Origin of the sequence: Streptomyces sp. NPDC001728 (assembly GCF_040297565.1) — a bacterium.
Taxonomy (GTDB): Bacteria; Actinomycetota; Actinomycetes; order Streptomycetales; family Streptomycetaceae; genus Streptomyces.
In genome coordinates this window covers 33,242-48,775 of the sequence record NZ_JBEOZK010000032.1, presented here as the reverse complement: position 1 = coordinate 48,775, position 15,534 = coordinate 33,242, and the positions used below count along the sequence as shown (strand labels likewise).

Annotated in this window: 12 protein-coding genes and 1 pseudogene; 7 read left to right on the top strand and 6 right to left on the bottom strand. The window is 70.2% G+C overall.

Features of this window, described 5'->3' with window-relative positions; all coding sequences use genetic code 11:
- Window positions 1-443 precede the first annotated feature (443 nt).
- Window positions 444-1,634: an alpha/beta hydrolase family protein gene (locus tag ABT154_RS32285; RefSeq protein WP_351861701.1), complete on the bottom strand. Its 1,191-nt coding sequence runs from the start codon at window positions 1,632-1,634 to the stop codon at window positions 444-446.
- Between the two features lie 168 nt (window positions 1,635-1,802).
- On the opposite strand from ABT154_RS32285, the gene ABT154_RS32280 reads away from it, so the two are divergent.
- The 3 genes from ABT154_RS32280 (at window position 1,803) to ABT154_RS32270 (ending at window position 4,510) form a co-directional block, all read left to right on the top strand.
- Window positions 1,803-2,930, top strand: coding sequence for a sensor histidine kinase (locus tag ABT154_RS32280; protein ID WP_351861700.1), 1,128 nt, complete (start codon window positions 1,803-1,805; stop codon window positions 2,928-2,930).
- The gene (locus tag ABT154_RS32275) at window positions 2,927-3,616 is read left to right on the top strand and encodes a response regulator (RefSeq protein ID WP_351861698.1); all 690 of its coding nucleotides are present in this window, start codon (window positions 2,927-2,929) and stop codon (window positions 3,614-3,616) included. Before ABT154_RS32280 ends, ABT154_RS32275 begins: the two co-directional genes overlap by 4 nt.
- Before the next feature lie 444 nt (window positions 3,617-4,060).
- Window positions 4,061-4,510 carry a hypothetical protein gene (locus ABT154_RS32270; RefSeq protein ID WP_351861696.1) on the top strand — a complete coding sequence of 150 codons (450 nt, stop codon included), beginning with the start codon at window positions 4,061-4,063 and terminating at the stop codon, window positions 4,508-4,510.
- Window positions 4,511-5,005: 495 nt separating this feature from the next.
- On the opposite strand, the gene ABT154_RS32265 is transcribed toward ABT154_RS32270, so the two are convergent.
- A complete protein-coding gene (locus ABT154_RS32265) occupies window positions 5,006-6,031 on the bottom strand; it encodes a glycoside hydrolase family 113 protein (protein WP_351861694.1) in 1,026 nt (341 codons plus the stop codon).
- Between the two features lie 98 nt (window positions 6,032-6,129).
- On the opposite strand from ABT154_RS32265, the gene ABT154_RS32260 reads away from it, so the two are divergent.
- Both ABT154_RS32260 and ABT154_RS32255 read left to right on the top strand, forming a co-directional pair.
- A complete protein-coding gene (locus ABT154_RS32260; protein WP_351861692.1) occupies window positions 6,130-6,777 on the top strand; it encodes a TetR/AcrR family transcriptional regulator in 648 nt (215 codons plus the stop codon).
- 289 nt (window positions 6,778-7,066) lie between these two features.
- Window positions 7,067-7,497, top strand: a pseudogene (locus ABT154_RS32255) (transposase family protein); the annotation flags it as partial.
- Window positions 7,498-7,573: 76 nt separating this feature from the next.
- On the opposite strand, the gene ABT154_RS32250 reads toward ABT154_RS32255, so the two are convergent.
- Complete coding sequence (locus tag ABT154_RS32250) at window positions 7,574-8,692, bottom strand: fatty acid desaturase family protein (RefSeq protein WP_351861690.1); 1,119 nt, start codon at window positions 8,690-8,692, stop codon at window positions 7,574-7,576.
- A gap of 7 nt (window positions 8,693-8,699) precedes the next feature.
- The gene (locus ABT154_RS32245; protein WP_351861688.1) at window positions 8,700-9,755 is read right to left on the bottom strand and encodes a ferredoxin reductase; all 1,056 of its coding nucleotides are present in this window, start codon (window positions 9,753-9,755) and stop codon (window positions 8,700-8,702) included.
- 86 nt (window positions 9,756-9,841) lie between these two features.
- On the opposite strand from ABT154_RS32245, the gene ABT154_RS32240 reads away from it, so the two are divergent.
- Complete coding sequence (locus ABT154_RS32240; RefSeq protein ID WP_351861686.1) at window positions 9,842-10,981, top strand: PucR family transcriptional regulator; 1,140 nt, start codon at window positions 9,842-9,844, stop codon at window positions 10,979-10,981.
- A 610-nt stretch (window positions 10,982-11,591) separates the two neighbouring features.
- Here ABT154_RS32240 and ABT154_RS32235 read toward each other — a convergent pair.
- Both ABT154_RS32235 and ABT154_RS32230 read right to left on the bottom strand, forming a co-directional pair.
- Window positions 11,592-12,104 carry a sortase gene (locus ABT154_RS32235; protein ID WP_351861684.1) on the bottom strand — a complete coding sequence of 171 codons (513 nt, stop codon included), beginning with the start codon at window positions 12,102-12,104 and terminating at the stop codon, window positions 11,592-11,594.
- Window positions 12,105-12,501: 397 nt separating this feature from the next.
- The gene (locus ABT154_RS32230) at window positions 12,502-14,163 is read right to left on the bottom strand and encodes an FAD-dependent oxidoreductase (RefSeq protein ID WP_351861683.1); all 1,662 of its coding nucleotides are present in this window, start codon (window positions 14,161-14,163) and stop codon (window positions 12,502-12,504) included.
- Window positions 14,164-14,398: 235 nt separating this feature from the next.
- Here ABT154_RS32230 and ABT154_RS32225 point away from each other — a divergent pair, with 235 nt between their 5' ends.
- Window positions 14,399-15,520, top strand: a complete 1,122-nt coding sequence (locus ABT154_RS32225) for a SchA/CurD-like domain-containing protein (RefSeq protein ID WP_351861681.1) — start codon at window positions 14,399-14,401, stop codon at window positions 15,518-15,520.
- Window positions 15,521-15,534 lie beyond the last annotated feature (14 nt).

Here is a 15,534-nt window from a genome sequence, read left to right as displayed (position 1 = left end):
CTGACCTGGGGTGTTCCCTGGTTCAGGCGCCTTCTTGGAGTGCACGTCCCCTCCCATGGGGGAGGTGTCGAGATACCCCCCTTCTTTCATTTCATCCCACCGGTATCCCAGTCCTGACCAGCAGTTCCGGGCCATACACGGGCCAGATTGCGGCTCAGCCCTTGGGGCTGCTGTCTTCGCTGCGCCGGCTCCACTCCTGCATCGACTCCTCGATGAGCCGGTTGGAATGCTCCTGAAGACCGTCCAGGAACTTGGCGTAGTACTGGAAGAGCACTTGGATGCTCTGGCCGGCCCGGCGCGCGCATTCGGCGGGATCCACGCCCGAGTGCAGCCAGAACGAGATCCCGGCGTGCCGGAGGTCATAGGGCCTCTTGGCGAGGAGCGTCGGCCGCTCATGGGGAGTCAGCTCGGAGCCCAGACGGGCGGGACCGGCGCCGGGGCGTTCACCGGGCGTAGTCGACCTCGGGGAAGCCGGGGGCGGGACCGTCGAGCAGCCGCCCCCGGTCGCGGAGGTGGAGGTCGAAGAAGGCTCGCGGGTAGGCGCGTTGGAACGCCTGTGCCCGGTGCCCGGGAATGGTCCCGACCTCTTCCTCCAGATCGCGCGGTGACATGCCCAGGAGAGGGGCGATCAGCGGCAGGATCAGCGCATCGTCGCCGAACGACTGGTGCGCGGCTCCCCGTACGGTCAGATGCAGGCGCCAGCCGCGCAGGCGCGACCAGAACGCGCGCAGGTCGGGGTTGCTCTCCATGCCGCCTTTGCCCGGGGTGTCCACGACCAGGAAGGGACGGTCGAGCCCGGCGTCCACCACCGGGCCCGCCGCGCCTCCGTCCAGGCTCGCTCCCGCCATGATCCGGCCGTCGGTGAGCATCGTCGCGGCGGTGGTGGCGCCGCCCAGGGAGTGGCCGAGCATCCCGACGCGCCGGAGGTCGAGCGCCCCGCGCAGGCCTGTGGGCAGCGGGGTGCGGCAGACGCCGGGGTGGCCGCCCGAGCGGAGAACGGCGAGCCGGTCCAGGACGAATCGGATGTCGGCGGTACGGATCGCGAGGGCCTTGGCGTAGTCGCTGATCCCGCCCAGCGGATTCGTCTCGACGCGTCCACCGGGGAAGGCGACCGCCGCCGCGTCGTAGGTGTGGTCGACGGTCACCACCAGAAAGCCGTGACTGGCGAGGTCTTCCACGATGCCGGTGCCGAACGACCGTGACGCGTCGGCGCCGGGAGAGTAGAGCACGACGGGCAGGGGGCCCGGTGGGCCGCCGATGGGAGCGCCCTCGTGGCCGTGGGTGTCTCCCAGTCGTACCCGGCCGGAAGGCAGGCCCAGGAGGTTCAAGTACCGGTCGGCTGCCGCCGGAGGCATCCAGGGAACGGTGGGGCGGACCGCGCAGCCGCGGGCGGGGTACCAGATGCTGATCATCAGCTCACGGCAGGGGCGCGAGGGCACCCAGGGGTCCGGCCGCGCGGTGTCGGCCAGGTGCAGCGCGATCGTACCCAGCGGGTACGGTCCGTTCGGGGCGGGCAGCTGGAACCGCACGGGTTCCTCCTGCCTCGGTCGCGCGACGGCCACCGGCGCGAGCGGCCCCGGGACCATGGCGGCGGCCAGTCCGGCACACGAGGTCAGCAGTGTTCTCCGATTCATGCGCTCCACTGTTCCGTCCGATGAGCCCGGCGGCTTCGCCCCCGGGGAGGAACCCGGTGTCAGCCCTGGAGGGTACGACGGGCATCAGCCGGGTGGATGACTCAGCCCGCGAGATGACGTCCTCCGGGCTGACAGGCCCCAGGCCCCCGCTCGGATAGCGTGGCCGGCATGGGCGACGGGGAGTCACGGCCGCTGGTGGCCAGACGTCTGCGGGACGGACAGTGGCACGGCGTGGACACGGTCGCGGCCGTGCTCCTCGCCCTGGCGTTCGGCGCGAGCGAGACGCGGAGCGGTGGCTGGGGCGCGGGAGCCGTGGCGGCGGTGGTCTGGCTGCCGGTCGCGGTACGGCGTAGATGGTCCGTCCCGGTGCTGTACACGGTCCTGGCCGGAGCGACCTTCGCCATGGCGTTCACCGGATGGGAGGAGTCATGGGTCCCCGTCGGGGCCGCCCTGTACACGGTGGCGGCGCGGGAACCGCGGCGCCGGTCCGCGACGGCGCTCGGCTGCTCGCTGGGCGCCGTCGCGGCGGCCATGGCCCTCGTACCGCGACCGGTCCCGGCCTCCGAGGTCGCGTGGGGCGTCGTCTTCGCGTCCTTGATGATGACCCTGCCCTGGCTGGTGGGCACCGCGCTGAGAGAGCAGCGGTCGTACGCGGAACTCGCCGCCCGGCAGGCCGTGACGGACGAGCGCCTGCGGATCGCCCGGGAGCTCCACGACGTGGTGGCCCATCATCTGACCGTCATCGCGGTACGGGCCGAGGTTGCCCGGGCGGTGGCCTCCACCAACCCGCACGAGGCCGAGCGGACCCTCGCACTGGTCGGGACAGCGGGCCGAACGGCGCTCACCGAGATGCGGCGTATGCTCGGCGTTCTGCGATCACCCGGTGACGGAGCCGAGTTGGGGTCCGCCCCCGGTCTGGCGGACCTGCCCGCGCTCGCGGACCGCGCGGGCCCGCGCGTGGCGCTGTCCGTCGACCCGGATCCACCGCTCCCCCCGGGGGTGGAACTGGCGGTCTACCGGATCGTTCAGGAAGCCCTCACCAATGTCGTCAGGCACGCGGGATCGGCGGACTGCCGGGTGAACCTGTCCCGGATCGGTCCCGAGGCGGTCGAGATCGAGGTCGTCAACGACGCGCCGTCCCGGCTCCCGTCCCTGCGTCCTGGCGGCGGGCACGGACTCATCGGGATGCGGGAGCGGGCGGCCATGTGCGGTGGGACCCTCTCCGCCGGCCCCCTGGCGACGGGCGGATTCCGGGTGCACGCGCGGCTGCCCTTCGGATCGCGGACAGCGCAGTGAGCCGGCCGGTCCGTGTTCTCATCGCCGATGACCAGGCGCTGTTGCGAGCGGGCTTCCGCCTGCTCATTGAGAGCGTGCCGGACCTCACCGTCGCGGGCGAGGCCGTCAGCGGCGAGCAGGCCGTCGAACTCGCGCTGCGGCTGCGGCCCGACGTCGTGCTGATGGACATCCGGATGCCGGGCACGGACGGCCTGGAGGCCACCCGGCGCATCTGCGCGGACCCGGACGCCGCCGGCACCCGTGTGCTGGTCCTCACCACGTTCGATCTGGACGAGTACGTGTACGCGGCACTCCGCGGCGGGGCCAGCGGATTCCTCCTGAAGGACATCCTCCCCGCCGACCTGCTGACAGCCTTGCGGGTGGTCGCCTCCGGCGACGCCCTGCTCGCGCCGGCGGTCACCCGCCGACTGATCCGCGAGTTCGCCGGACGCCACGAGCCGCGCCCGCGACTCGCCCGGGAGCTGGCGGGCGTGACCCCACGGGAACGGGAAGTTCTCCGCTTGGTGGCCCGGGGCCTGCCCAACCTCGTGATCGCCGAGCATCTGGGGCTGAGCATCGCGACCGTCAAGACACATGTCCGGCGGCTGCTGGCCAAGCTCCACGCCCATGACCGGGCCCAGCTCGTCGTCATCGCCTATGAGACAGGCCTGGTCACCGCGGGCGGGAACCTCCCGTCCACCGGCTGACGCCTCACCGGCCGGGATGGTGGACCTGAAGGGAGCTCCCCCGGCGGCGCGCAGCCGGAGCGCACCGAGGAAGCTCACCAGGCGCGCCGGGGAGAGGCGCGAGACCGGCTCAACCACGGGGCCTTTCGGGCGTCGGTGACCGGTCCGCACGTCCTCGCCTCCCACCGGCACCGGCACCGGCACCGGACGCGGGTCGCCGGCCGACCGGTACGCGGCGACTTCGCACGGCATCTCGCCAGGAGGAACCGACGCCGCTTCACCTACGCCGACCGCGTATCAACCACCCACACTCGCACCCTGTTTGACGACCTGAAGGGTGAGCAGCCCTGACGCCCCCTGACCCGCACTTCCCTTCGTACGACTGGCTCCCATGGTGTGACGGGAGGGGAGAAGGCCGGATTCCCGGGTCAGGTGGACGTCGGGGCCCGTCAGACGAGGTGGATCGTGAAACGCCTCACGGCCTTGGGGTCCGTGGCGATCGTGTCGGAGTGGACCGAGCCGCGAGCCCTCTCGTACTGTTCCGGTGCCGCCAGTGATCGCGTCGTCGAAGGGACCCTGGTCGAGGTAGTTGAAGTACATTCCCTGCACGGTGAGCTGGCCGCCCGGGAGGGTGTAGGTGCCGACGCACCGCTCCGCTTCTTCGGCGCCACCCCGGGTGGTGGTGCAGGTGCCGTGGGTCTCGCCGACCTTGTTGTGTGCCTCGTCGAGGAGGTCCGAGCGGTCGACGACCTGATCGCCCTGCGAGACGCTGCCGGGGGTGACGGGGAAGCGGGTCAGCTGCTGTACCTCGGCCAGGAGTGTGATGATCCGGGCCTTTTCCCTGGCCTGGGCGGAGCCGATGACCGCGAGGTCCGGCTGCGGCTTCGCCTCCTCGGCGGCGATGCGGCGCCGTAGGCGCCGACGGCCCCGTGGACCGCCTCGATCGCGGCCTCGTACGCGGCGGTCTCCCCGTTCGACCAGTCGTGCGGCTCCAACCCGTGCGTGATGGAGATTCCGCTACTGGAAGGTCGGTTCGGCATGCAGGACCCCTTCTCGAGAGTGTTGATCATTCTCGTAGACGCAGTGCGACCGGGGCACGAGCACGAACTCGCCCAGCTCGACGACCGGGGACACCGGCCGCTACGGACCCTGGACACGGACGGCCCCGGAGCCGGGCTGTAGCAGCCGGTCCCGGCGCCGCCCCGGTGGGGATGAAGGAGCCGGGGCGTCTGGGGTGGGAGGCCCAAACAGCGACGGCCCGCCCACCGGCTCCGGGGACAAGCGCCTCGACCTGGGACCGGCCGCCGCTGTGCCCGTCCCCCGGTAGACACCGCCGACCGACCGAGCGCGGAGAAACGATGAAGGCTTCCAGGGCCTCAACCGTCCCCCATGCCCCGTTCCCGAGCGGACTCAGTCGCGGTAGTGGTCGGCGATCGCGGCGAAGGCGGCTTTGGGCTCCCAGGGCAGGTCGGGGTAAGTGTCACCGTGGCGGTCTTCGAGGATCTTGACGATGCCGAGACTGGCGAGGTCGAGGTCGTTGCGAGGATCGCCGTCGGGGCGGTGGGGCAGGTTGTACAACGCGAAGAGGAATACGAAGGCGCTGTCGACGCCCTCGCTGTCGAAGATCTCCAGCAGGTCGCTCAGGTAGGCCGCTTGGCCCGCCTCGTCGCGCTCGTATTCTCCGGTCAGCCGGATCGGAGCGCCGGTGGCTTCGTCGGTTTCGAGGATCTCCATGCTGCGGGGTGCGACGTCACCCGCGCCGCGCCAGGTGGCGGTACCGAAGCCGGTGATAGCGACCGGTTTGGGCTGCGCGACGAGGCTGCGCACAGCGTCTCGGAATCGGTCGGCCACCTCCGCGGATCGGATGAGTTCGAAGGTCGTGAAGTCGAACAGATCCCAGTCGACGGCTTCGAACTGGATGGCAGCGTAGGTGACCTTGCCGTGGAAGCGCTCGCGGACCACCCCCACGGCTGCGCGGAGGAAGGCGTTGAGGCGGGTGCCGACGGTGGCGATCCTCTCGGGCCGACGGGCCGGGTCGCTCAGTAGCCAGCCGATTCGCTCTTCGGTGCTGTCGCCTTCGAGGAACCCATGGTTCATGACGCTCAGCTCAGCACCTGTGACGAACACGACCTCGGCTCCCTGTGCCCGGAGCCGCTCGGCCCGCTCTGCGCAGTCGGCGATCAGGATGAGGATTTCGTCGGTCGTCAGCTCGAGCGGGTAGGGCGAGAACCAGATCTCCAGTCCAAGCTCGGCGGCGTGACGTGCGGCGAGCTCCAGGCGGTCCGGGTCGCCGCCGGTGATGTGGACGGCGGTGCAGTGAAGATCATCGCGGATGATGGTCAGCTCCTTCTTGACCAGGCCGGGATCGAAGTGCTCCCGGGAACTGCTGCCGTTGCGGAGGAAGCCGGTGTCGTAGCAGATGCCCTTGGCTCGCATGCGTCTGAACCTTTCTGTAGGGAGGCCTGAGAGCGTAGAAGCAAATATTGCGTGCACGCAAGTTTGCGTGCACGCACTCAAGCTGGGATGCTTCGACGGTGACGACAAGGCGGACCGGACTACGCGAAGAGAAGAAGCAGGCCACCCGAGTGGCATTGCGTGAGGCGGCACTTCGGCTGGCCCTCAAGCACGGACCCGACAACGTCCGCGTCGACGACATCGCCGAGGCAGCCGGGGTCTCGCCGAGGACCTACAACAACTACTTCTCCAGTCGCGAACAGGCGATCGTCGCGGCCGTCACCGCCGAACGGGAACACCGGGTCGCCGCGGCCGTGGCCGCCTGGCCCGCCCACGTCCGCCTCGCCGACGCCTTGGCCGAAGCGATCCTCGAGCAGTACACCGAACCCCGCGACCAGGATGAGCTACTGCTGATCACCGCCAGCCCCACACTGTGCGACACGTTCCTCGACGCCGCCGCAGCAATCGAGCACCCCCTCGTCGCCGCGATCGACCAGCGACTCGGCCACACCGGCACGCCCGCCCCCCGCGTGCTCGCGGCGAGCGTGGCCGCTGCAGTTCGGGTCGCGCTCCAGCTGTGGCTGCAACCTCCGGCCGCACCCCTCGCGAGCGGTGGGCTCGTCGTGCCGTCCGGCTCGCTACCGGACCTGCTCCGCTCCACGCTCGCCACACTCGAACCCGCACTCGACGCCGCCGAGGAACAGGCACAACAGCGCTTGCGCCAGTGAATCCGCTCCACCGACGATTCCGACGTCGCAGTGGGTACGGCGTGAGCGCAGCGCGGTCAACGATCGGCGGCAGCGTTTCATGGGTGGTCCCCGTTTCAACACCGGGCGCCGACGACGCCGCCGCAGGTCGATTCGTTTCACAGGCACCTTCGCTCGGCCACGCTGAGGGTCGGTGAACTCGAAGGGCGCAGGAAGTCATCATTCAGTTGGATTGCCACGAGCCGGGTCGTACGAGCCGCCACTGACACCGGCCGGGAGCGTGGCCGGTCAGGTGGCTGATCGCTTCCCCATCGCGGCGGACGAGCCGTACCACTCCCCAAAGCACAAGCAGCACGGCATGAACGTCCAGGTCATCGCACGGCCGGACGGCACACCGCTCTGGTTCTCCCGGGCCACGCCGGGACGCACCCACGACCTCACCGCCGCGCGTGCCCACGGCATCGTCCAGACCTGCCTCACCCGGCAGTCCTCGTACTTGCCGACCGCGCCTACCAGGGCGCCGGCGCCACCTTCCGCACCCCCTACTACCGCCACCACGAACAGCCCGAGCACTACCAGCGGTTCAACCGCGACCACGCCCACCTCAGAGCGCCCGGCGAACGCGCCTTCGCCCCGCTGAAGTCCTGGCGACTGCTCCGACGAGCCAGATGCTCCACCCGCCGCATCGGCACCGCCGCCCAGGCCATTCACACGCTGCTGACCTGCAGCTATTCAGGATGAAAACGGTTCACGGAGTGTCTCACCGAACCCGGCGGTGCCGCCGGTACGGCCGAAGGATCCGAACCAATAACGGGAATCAGGCCGCGACGAGCTCCTGCTCGCGGTCCGGCGTCTTGACCTTGGGCCTCTTGTTCGGCAGCGAGAGCCGGAAGACCTTGTGCCACGCGGAGAACACCTGCTTGGGCAGCGGCCCGGTGACGTACTCCAGCTCGTACTTCTCGAACAGAGCGCGCACCTTCACCGCGACCTCGGCGTACCGGTTGCTCGGCAGGTCCGGGAACAGGTGGTGCTCGATCTGGTGCGACAGGTTGCCGGTCATGAAGTGCATGGCCCTGCTGCCGCTGATGTTCGCCGAGCCCATCATCTGGCGCAGATACCACTGGCCGCGAGTCTCGCCCTTGATCGACCGGCGCTCGAAGACCTTCACGCCCTCGGGGAAGTGCCCGCACATGATCACCGAATGGGACCAGATGTTGCGGACCAGGTTCGCGGTGAACGTGGCGGCGAGTGTGGGGAGGAACGACGGGCCCGACAGCAGCGGGTGGATCACGTAGTCCTTGAGCACCTGCTTGCGGATCTTGCGGCCCACGGCCTTGGCCCGCGCGCGGAACTCCGGGTTCTTGCGGCGGCGCTTGTGCAGGTTCTTGCCGAGCTCCAGGTCGTACGCTGCGATGCCGTACTCGAAGAAGCAGGCGTTGATGAAGTTCCACAGCGGCTGGCCGAGGTGGAAGGGGTGCCACTTCTGGTCCTCGTCGACGCGCATGATGCCGTAGCCGAGGTCGTTGTCCTTGCCGATCACGTTGGTGTACGTGTGGTGCAGCTCGTTGTGCGAGTGCTTCCACTGCTCGGACGGCGAGACGTGATCCCACTCCCAGGTGGTGGAGTGGATCTTCGGGTCTCGCATCCAGTCCCACTGGCCGTGCAGGATGTTGTGGCCGATCTCCATGTTGTCCATGATCTTCGCCACGGACAGACCGGCGGTGCCGAGCAGCCACGCGGGCGGGAAGATCGAGAACAGCAGCACGCCCCTGCTGACCAGCTCGAGCTTGCGCTGCGCCGAGATGACCTTACGGATGTAGGCGGCGTCCTTCTCGCCGCGACCGGCAAGCACCTCATCGCGGATCGCGTCCAGCTCGCGGCCGAGCTCCTCGATCTGCTCCGCGGTCAGGTGGGCGGTGGGGTCGATGGCGGTCAAGGTGCTCCTACCGTTCGATGTCGCAGGGGCCCGCCGCGGCGGACACGCAGGTCTGGATGAGGACGCCCGGCTCGGCCTCGGTGATCTCGCCGGTGCGCAGGTCGCGGACTGCGCCCGCCTTGAGCGGCGTGACACAGCCGAAGCAGATGCCCATGCGGCACCCGGACGGCATGAGCACGCCGGCCTCCTCGCCGACGTCCAGCAACGGCGTGGCGCCGTCCGCGTCGACGGTCTTGCCGGTGACGCTGAACGTGACCTCGCCGCCGTCACCGGCGACGACGATGCTGGGGCGGAAGCGTTCGGTGTGCAGGCGCTCTCGTACGCCGTGCTCGGTCCAGTGCTCTTCAGCGGCATCGAGCAGGCCCGCGGGCCCGCAGGCCCAGGTCTCGCGCTCGGCCCAGTCGGGCACCAGATCGTCGAGACGGGTGATGTCGAGCATGCCGTCCGTGTCGGTGTGCACCTCGGTGAGCCGCAGCTTCTTGTCCGCGACCAGGTCGTGCAGTTCGTTGCGGAAGATCACGTCTTGCGGCTGTGGCGCACAGTGGACCATGACGACGTCGTCGAACTCGATGTCACGCAGCATGCCCATCACGGGCGTGATGCCGCTGCCGGCCGTCAGGTAGAGCACCTTGGCGGGCTTGGCCTCCGGCAGGACGAAGTCACCGGTCGGCTGATCGAGCTGGACCAGCGTGCCCGGTCTCGCCCTGCGGACCAGGTGGTTGCTGACCTTGCCGTCCGGGATCGCCTTCACGGTGATCGTGACGCGGCCGTCCTGGCGGTTCGTCGGCGAGGTGAGGGAGTAGGCACGCCACAGGCGCACCCCGTCGACGTCGACCCCGATCCGCACGTACTGACCGGCTGTGTGGCCGCGCCAGCCCCGTCCCGGCCTGATCACGATGGTCGCCGCATCACCCGTCTCGGGGTGCACGGCCTCGATGCGCCCGCGCAGGTCAGCGCCCGCACGCAGCGGGCTGACCAGGTCGAGGTAGTCCGACGGCAGCAGCGGCGTCGTGACCATCTCCAGCAGTTTCCACGCCCTGCTGCGGAGGGCTGCACTCGTCATGACTCCAGCTTGCTGCGCCTCAAGGCGTAAAGTCCTGACCGCAGGACGTAAATCTGATCGGCAAAATTGTTCGCAGGGAATAAGACATGAGCCATCCAATCCGGAGGGTCACCGAACTGGCCCTGGACGAGACGACGGTCACCGCGCTTCGGGCCGCGCTGAAGACCACCGCCGACGAGGTCGTCCAGGCGATCATCGACGAGGTCCCGCCCTACGCCAACGCCCTTTCGGGCCGCATGGGCGGCACCATCCGCCGAGCCGTCCGCACCGCCCTGGGCCACTACCTGGACCTCGCGAGCGGGCACGCCACAGGCGGCGACGCCGGTGACGCGGCCTACGAGCTGGGCCGGGGCGAGGTGCGATCCGGCCGTTCGATGGACGCCCTGCTCAGCGCCTACCGCGTCGGCGCCCGCGTGGCCTGGCGATGCCTGGCAGCGGGTGCCGTACCCGCAGGTCTGCCCGCCGCCGAGGTCGCCAAGTTCGCCGAGCTGACCTTCGCCTACATCGACGAGCTGTCCGCCGCGAGCGCCGCGGGCCACGCCGACGAACTGGCAGCCCGGGGCAGGGCCCACGAGCGCCACCTGGAACACCTGGCCCGCGACCTCCTCGCCGGCGCGAGCCCGGACGTGCTGCTGGCCTCTGTTCAAAGGGCCGGGTGGCATCCTCCGGTCTCCCTGACCGCGGTCCTGCTGCCCGCCGCCCAGGCCCGGCCTGCCTACCGCGCGCTCGACCCGAGCACCCTGGTCCTCGACGATCTGCCGGACGCCACCGGTGTGCTGCTCGTCCCCGATGCCGACCGATCACATCTCCTGCGGCAGCTGACCGACCGCACCGCCGTGGTCGGCCCGGCCCGACCGTGGACTCGTGCGTCCGCCTCGTACGCACGAGCCGTACGCGCGCGCTCCCTCTCCTCCGACATCCGCGACACCGAGGACCACCTGCCCGAGCTGGTGCTGAGCGCGGACGCGGACGCGTTCGCGGACCTGCGTGCCCGAGCTCTCGCACCGTTGCGGACCTTGCCTGTCGCGACCGCACAGCGACTGGAGGAGACGTTGCGGGAGTGGCTGCTGCACCAGGGCAGGCGGGACGAGGCGGCGGCGGCGCTGTTCGTCCATCCCCAGACAGTCCGATACCGGATGTCGCAGCTGCGGGAGCTGTTTCCGGATCTCGCATCGCCACACCGCGTCCTTGAACTGACGCTGGCGGTCGGTCTCCGCGTCAGCTGACGCACACTTCGGCCGTTGGCGGTCCGGTCGGCGGACTGCGGGATCGCAGCCCGCACTCCGCGTCCATCGAGGTTGGCTGCTGCCGGCCTCGGCGGGGGCCGTGTGAGACGTCTGTGCTGTACGCCGCGCCTGGGAGTGTTCGACAAGAGGGACGCGTTCAGGGCCACGTCCCGATCAGCCGGAGCCGTGGAGCTCTTCACGAGAGCGAGGACCCTGGGCGTGGCCGGGGCCACGGACGCCTGATGGGGTGGTGCGCCCGCGAGCGCTTCTGTCAGGTGGCCGGGTGGTCCCTGCCGCAGCCCGTGGCCGACGGACGGCACATGCTCCGAGCGGAGCAGTCGGCGTACGTGCGCGCCGACGAGAGAGATTCCCGGACGCGGAAGAGGACCTCGATGCGCTGGCCGGCCCGGCGGGCGCACTCCGCCGGGGCCTCTTGACCGAGGGGCGCGCCGGGATGGGTTCCGTCGGGCTTCGGCCTTGTGGCCGTCGCGGCGAGCGCCGGGGCGCCGGGGGGGAGCCGTTCTTCACGTGGATCACGCCTCCGCTGGACGGCGGGCCCCGGATCTCCTCGCGGAGCCGGGGCCCTGGCCGTGCGGCGTGGGGCGTGGGCTCAGACGGAGTTCCGGGCGGCGGTGGTGCGGCGGCGCATCCTGAGGAGGACGCCCGCGGCGGCGCCGCCGAGGAGCAGCGCGCCGAGGACGTACGGGCTGCCGCCGTCGCCCCCGTCCTCGCCTGCGCCCGCGGCCCAGCCGAAGCCCGCTTCCACGGCACCGATCGGCCGGCCCGAGATCTGATAAGTGACGGTCTGCTTGATGCGGGGCGGGCACTTGAGGGTCACGGTGTCCGTGCCGGAGACGGCGTCCGACGGGAGCGTGAACTGACCCACCAGGACGCCCTTCCGGTCGCCCGGCAGGAGATGGAACTTCCCGCCCGCCTCCGACTCGCCCTTGCCGTACGTCTCCTTGCCGCAGGCGGTGGTGCTGACAGTGACGGTGGTGCCGGGGGCTGCCTTCCCCGGATTGACCCAGACGCCACCGGCGGGCGCCGCGACGGCGGAGGGTGCGGACAGGACGAGGGCGCCGAGGACCAGGGCGAGCTGGGGACCCGTACGTGCGAGACGCATGCTTCTTCTCTCTTTCGGTGGAGCTTTCCTGGCCGGCTGGGCCGCGCGGCTCCTGTGCTGTGCTCCGTGCACGAGGAGATCCCCGACCGGTGATCTCCGCAACGGGAGGATCACGCTCGATGTCCCCCGGTTGGCGTCTTGATCGTCCTCCCCGGTGATCAACGCCGCAGGTCACAGCGTCCCGTGCGGTGCTCGGGAACAAACGGCCTCCTGCGCGCGCATGGATGAGGCGTCTCGACCACGAGCGTTGTCCGCACCGGCGCGCCCCCGTACGCCCACCACCTGATGATTCGTCAATAGGGTCAGCAGGCCGGACCGGAAGCGTCGTCCGGCTCACCCGCCCAGCAGCCATCACGTAACGGGCCGCACCGGATACCGGCCGGCGACGACAAAGCGGTCAGTCCCGGCCCAGGATCGCCGTGAGGGCTTGCCGCAACGCCGCTTCGGGATCCGCCGACGCCCCTTCGGACCGCCACGCGACAAACCCGTCGGGGCGGACCAGCACCGCGCCGTCCGTGGTGACACTGTGAGCCTCCGCCCAGTCCATGTCGCTCGCGGGGGTGAGCTCCGCGTCGGGCCCGTCGCCGATCCGGTACGAGTCGAGCGGCACCGACAGCTGTTGCCCGACGCGTGTCGCCGCGGTGTGCCACCTGCCTGCGCCGTCTTCGGAACTCAGGAGCACCAGGGACCGCTCGTACAGGTCGAGGGTGGAGACCCGGGTACCGGCGCGGTTCAGCCACACGTGGGGTGCCCGGCTCCCGGGTTCGCCCGTCAACCGCAGTTCGTCGGGCACGACCGGCAGCGTCCGGTCGGCGCCCAGGACGGCGCCCTGCGGATAGCGGTAGCCGAGCACGTCGTTGAGGAGGCCGCCCTTCTTTCCCTTGGGGCTGCCGGATCCGGGGCCGGGGGCGTACCCGGGGTGGCTGTGCTCGACCGACCGCGCCGAAGCCCGGGCGCTCGTCGCCTCCGCGACCGGCCGGCGCTCCGCGTCGTAGGACGCGAGCAGGCCGGTGCCGGCCCAGCCGCCGAGGACCGCGGCGAGCTTCCAGGCGAGGTTGTGCGCGTCCTGGATACCGGTGTTGGAGCCGAACGCCCCGGTGGGCGGCATCTCGTGGGCGGAGTCGCCGACGAGGAACACCCGGCCGTCCGCGTACCGTTCGGCGATCCTCTCGGCCGCGTGCCAAGGCGCTCTGCCGGTGATCTCCACATCGAGGTCCGGAACCCCCACGGCCCGCCGGATGTGTTCCCTGCACCGCTCGTCGGTGAACTCCTCCAGCGTCTCGCCGTGTTCGGGGTGCCAGGGGGCGTGGAACACCCAGCGCTCCCGGTTGTCGACCGGCAACAGGGCTCCGTCTGCCTCCGGGTTCGTCAGGTAGCAGACGATGAAGTGCCGGTCGCCGACGACGTCCGCGAGGCCGCGGGAGACAAAGGTGATGCTCACGTTGTGGAAAAGGTCGCCCTGACCACTCTGCCCGATGCGGAGCTGCTCGCGAACCGGGCTGCGCGGGCCGTCCGCCGCGACGAGATAGTCCGCGCGGATGGTGGTGTGCTCTCCGGTGCCGCGGCTCTTGACCCGTGCGGTCACCCCTTCGGCGTCCTGCTCGAAGGACATCAGCTCCGTCGCGAACCGCAGATCTCCGCCCAGCTCCCCAGCGCGCTTGACCAGCACCGGTTCGAGATCGTTCTGGCTGCACAGACACCACCCGGCGGGGCTGAAGCGGGCGACCCCGCCGCCGGGGTCGATCTCCTTGAAGAGCCACTCGCCGACATCGCCCACCAGGCTCGGCACCTGCAGGATGCCGTTGTTGGGCGCCAGAACCGACGCGGCCTCCCGGACGGGTTGCGTGACCCCGGCACTGCGGAACAGCTCCATCGTGCGCACGTTGTTGCCGCGGCCACGCGGGTGGATCGAGGTGCCCGTATGGCGCTCGACCAGTGTGTGCGGGACTCCGAGCCGTCCCAGGAACAGCGAGGTCGACAAACCCACCAGCGAGCCGCCGACGATAAGTACGGGCGTGCGGTGACCGGTTGCTCCGCCGGCCACGTCGAATCGGGTCATTGTTCGTCTCCGGCGTCACCTGCGACGCGAGTCGGGGATGGGATGCAGATTCATGCCCTTCGGGGACGGGTCCGCGTGCCGGGGGCACCCGGATGACACGCGGTTCACTCGTCCGCTCCATGGGGCTCGCGCGCTGTCGGCGCTCCTGTCAAGGATCAGCACATGACGGCCCCGGCGTTTCGCTCACGTAGGCCGTTCCCCCATCCCCCACTGAGAAGAGAAAGAGGTGTGCCGGATGGCCCCCTCGGGACGCGTCTCGCAGTCTGTGTTCGACGGCTCCAGGCTGCGGGTGATCCTCCTCCTCGACCTGTACGAGGGAGCGCAGCAGCAGTTCCTGGACGCGTACGAACTCATGCGCAAGCAGGTCGCCTCCGTTCCCGGTCACATCAGTGACCAGCTCTGCCAGTCCATCGAGAACCCCTCGCAGTGGCTCATCACCAGCGAGTGGGAGAGCGCGCCGCCGTTCCTCGCGTGGGTGAACAGCGAGGAGCACGTCGAAACCGTCAAGCCGATGCACAGCTGTGTCCGGGACACCCGTTCGATGCGCTACAGCATCCTCCGGGAGACCAGCCCCGGTCAGCCGGCCTCGCGGACCGCGGCATCGGGCGGCGTGCAGGCGAAGGCCCGCGTGGGCGACGGTGTGGCACGCCACGCCCTCACCTTCACCGTCAAGCCGGGTTCCGAGTCGAAGGTGGCGGAGCTCCTGGCCGGGTACGAGTCACCCCGGGCCCAGGTCGACGAGACCACACGGCTGCGCCGCACCTCCCTCTTCATGCACGGCAATCGCGTCGTGCGTGCCGTGGAGGTGGAAGGCGACCTCCTCGTGGCACTGCGGCACGTCGCCCGTCAGCCCGAGGTACGAGCGGTCGAGGAGGCCATCAACCCGTACCTGGAGCAGGACCGGGACCTGACCGACCCCGAGTCGGCACGTGTGTTCTTCACCCGGGCCGCGCTCCCGGCCGTCCACCACGTGGTGTCCGAGCGGCCGACACCGGCCGACCTACGACGGCACGCGCTGTACTACCCGGCCAAGGAAGGCCACGGGATGGAGCTCGCCCGGCTGCTCGCCGATCAGGACCGGGCCGCGGCGGACGACCCGAACAGCCCGGTGTACAGCAGCACCGTGTTCCAGCGCGACGACATCGTGGTGCGCCTCATCGACATCACGGGCGAACCCGACCTCGACCCCGTCGCCTCCCTCGGGCTCAAGGGCGCCCGGAAGGCCGCGGAGCTGGAACGCCTCCTCGACGGCGCCGCGATCGGTGTCGAGGGCTCCCTGGAGGCGGAACGCAACATCAACCGGCTTCTGTCGCACGCCGACATGCTGCCCGTCACCGACCGCTCGGCGCATTCCTGACGGCTGGTCGAGGC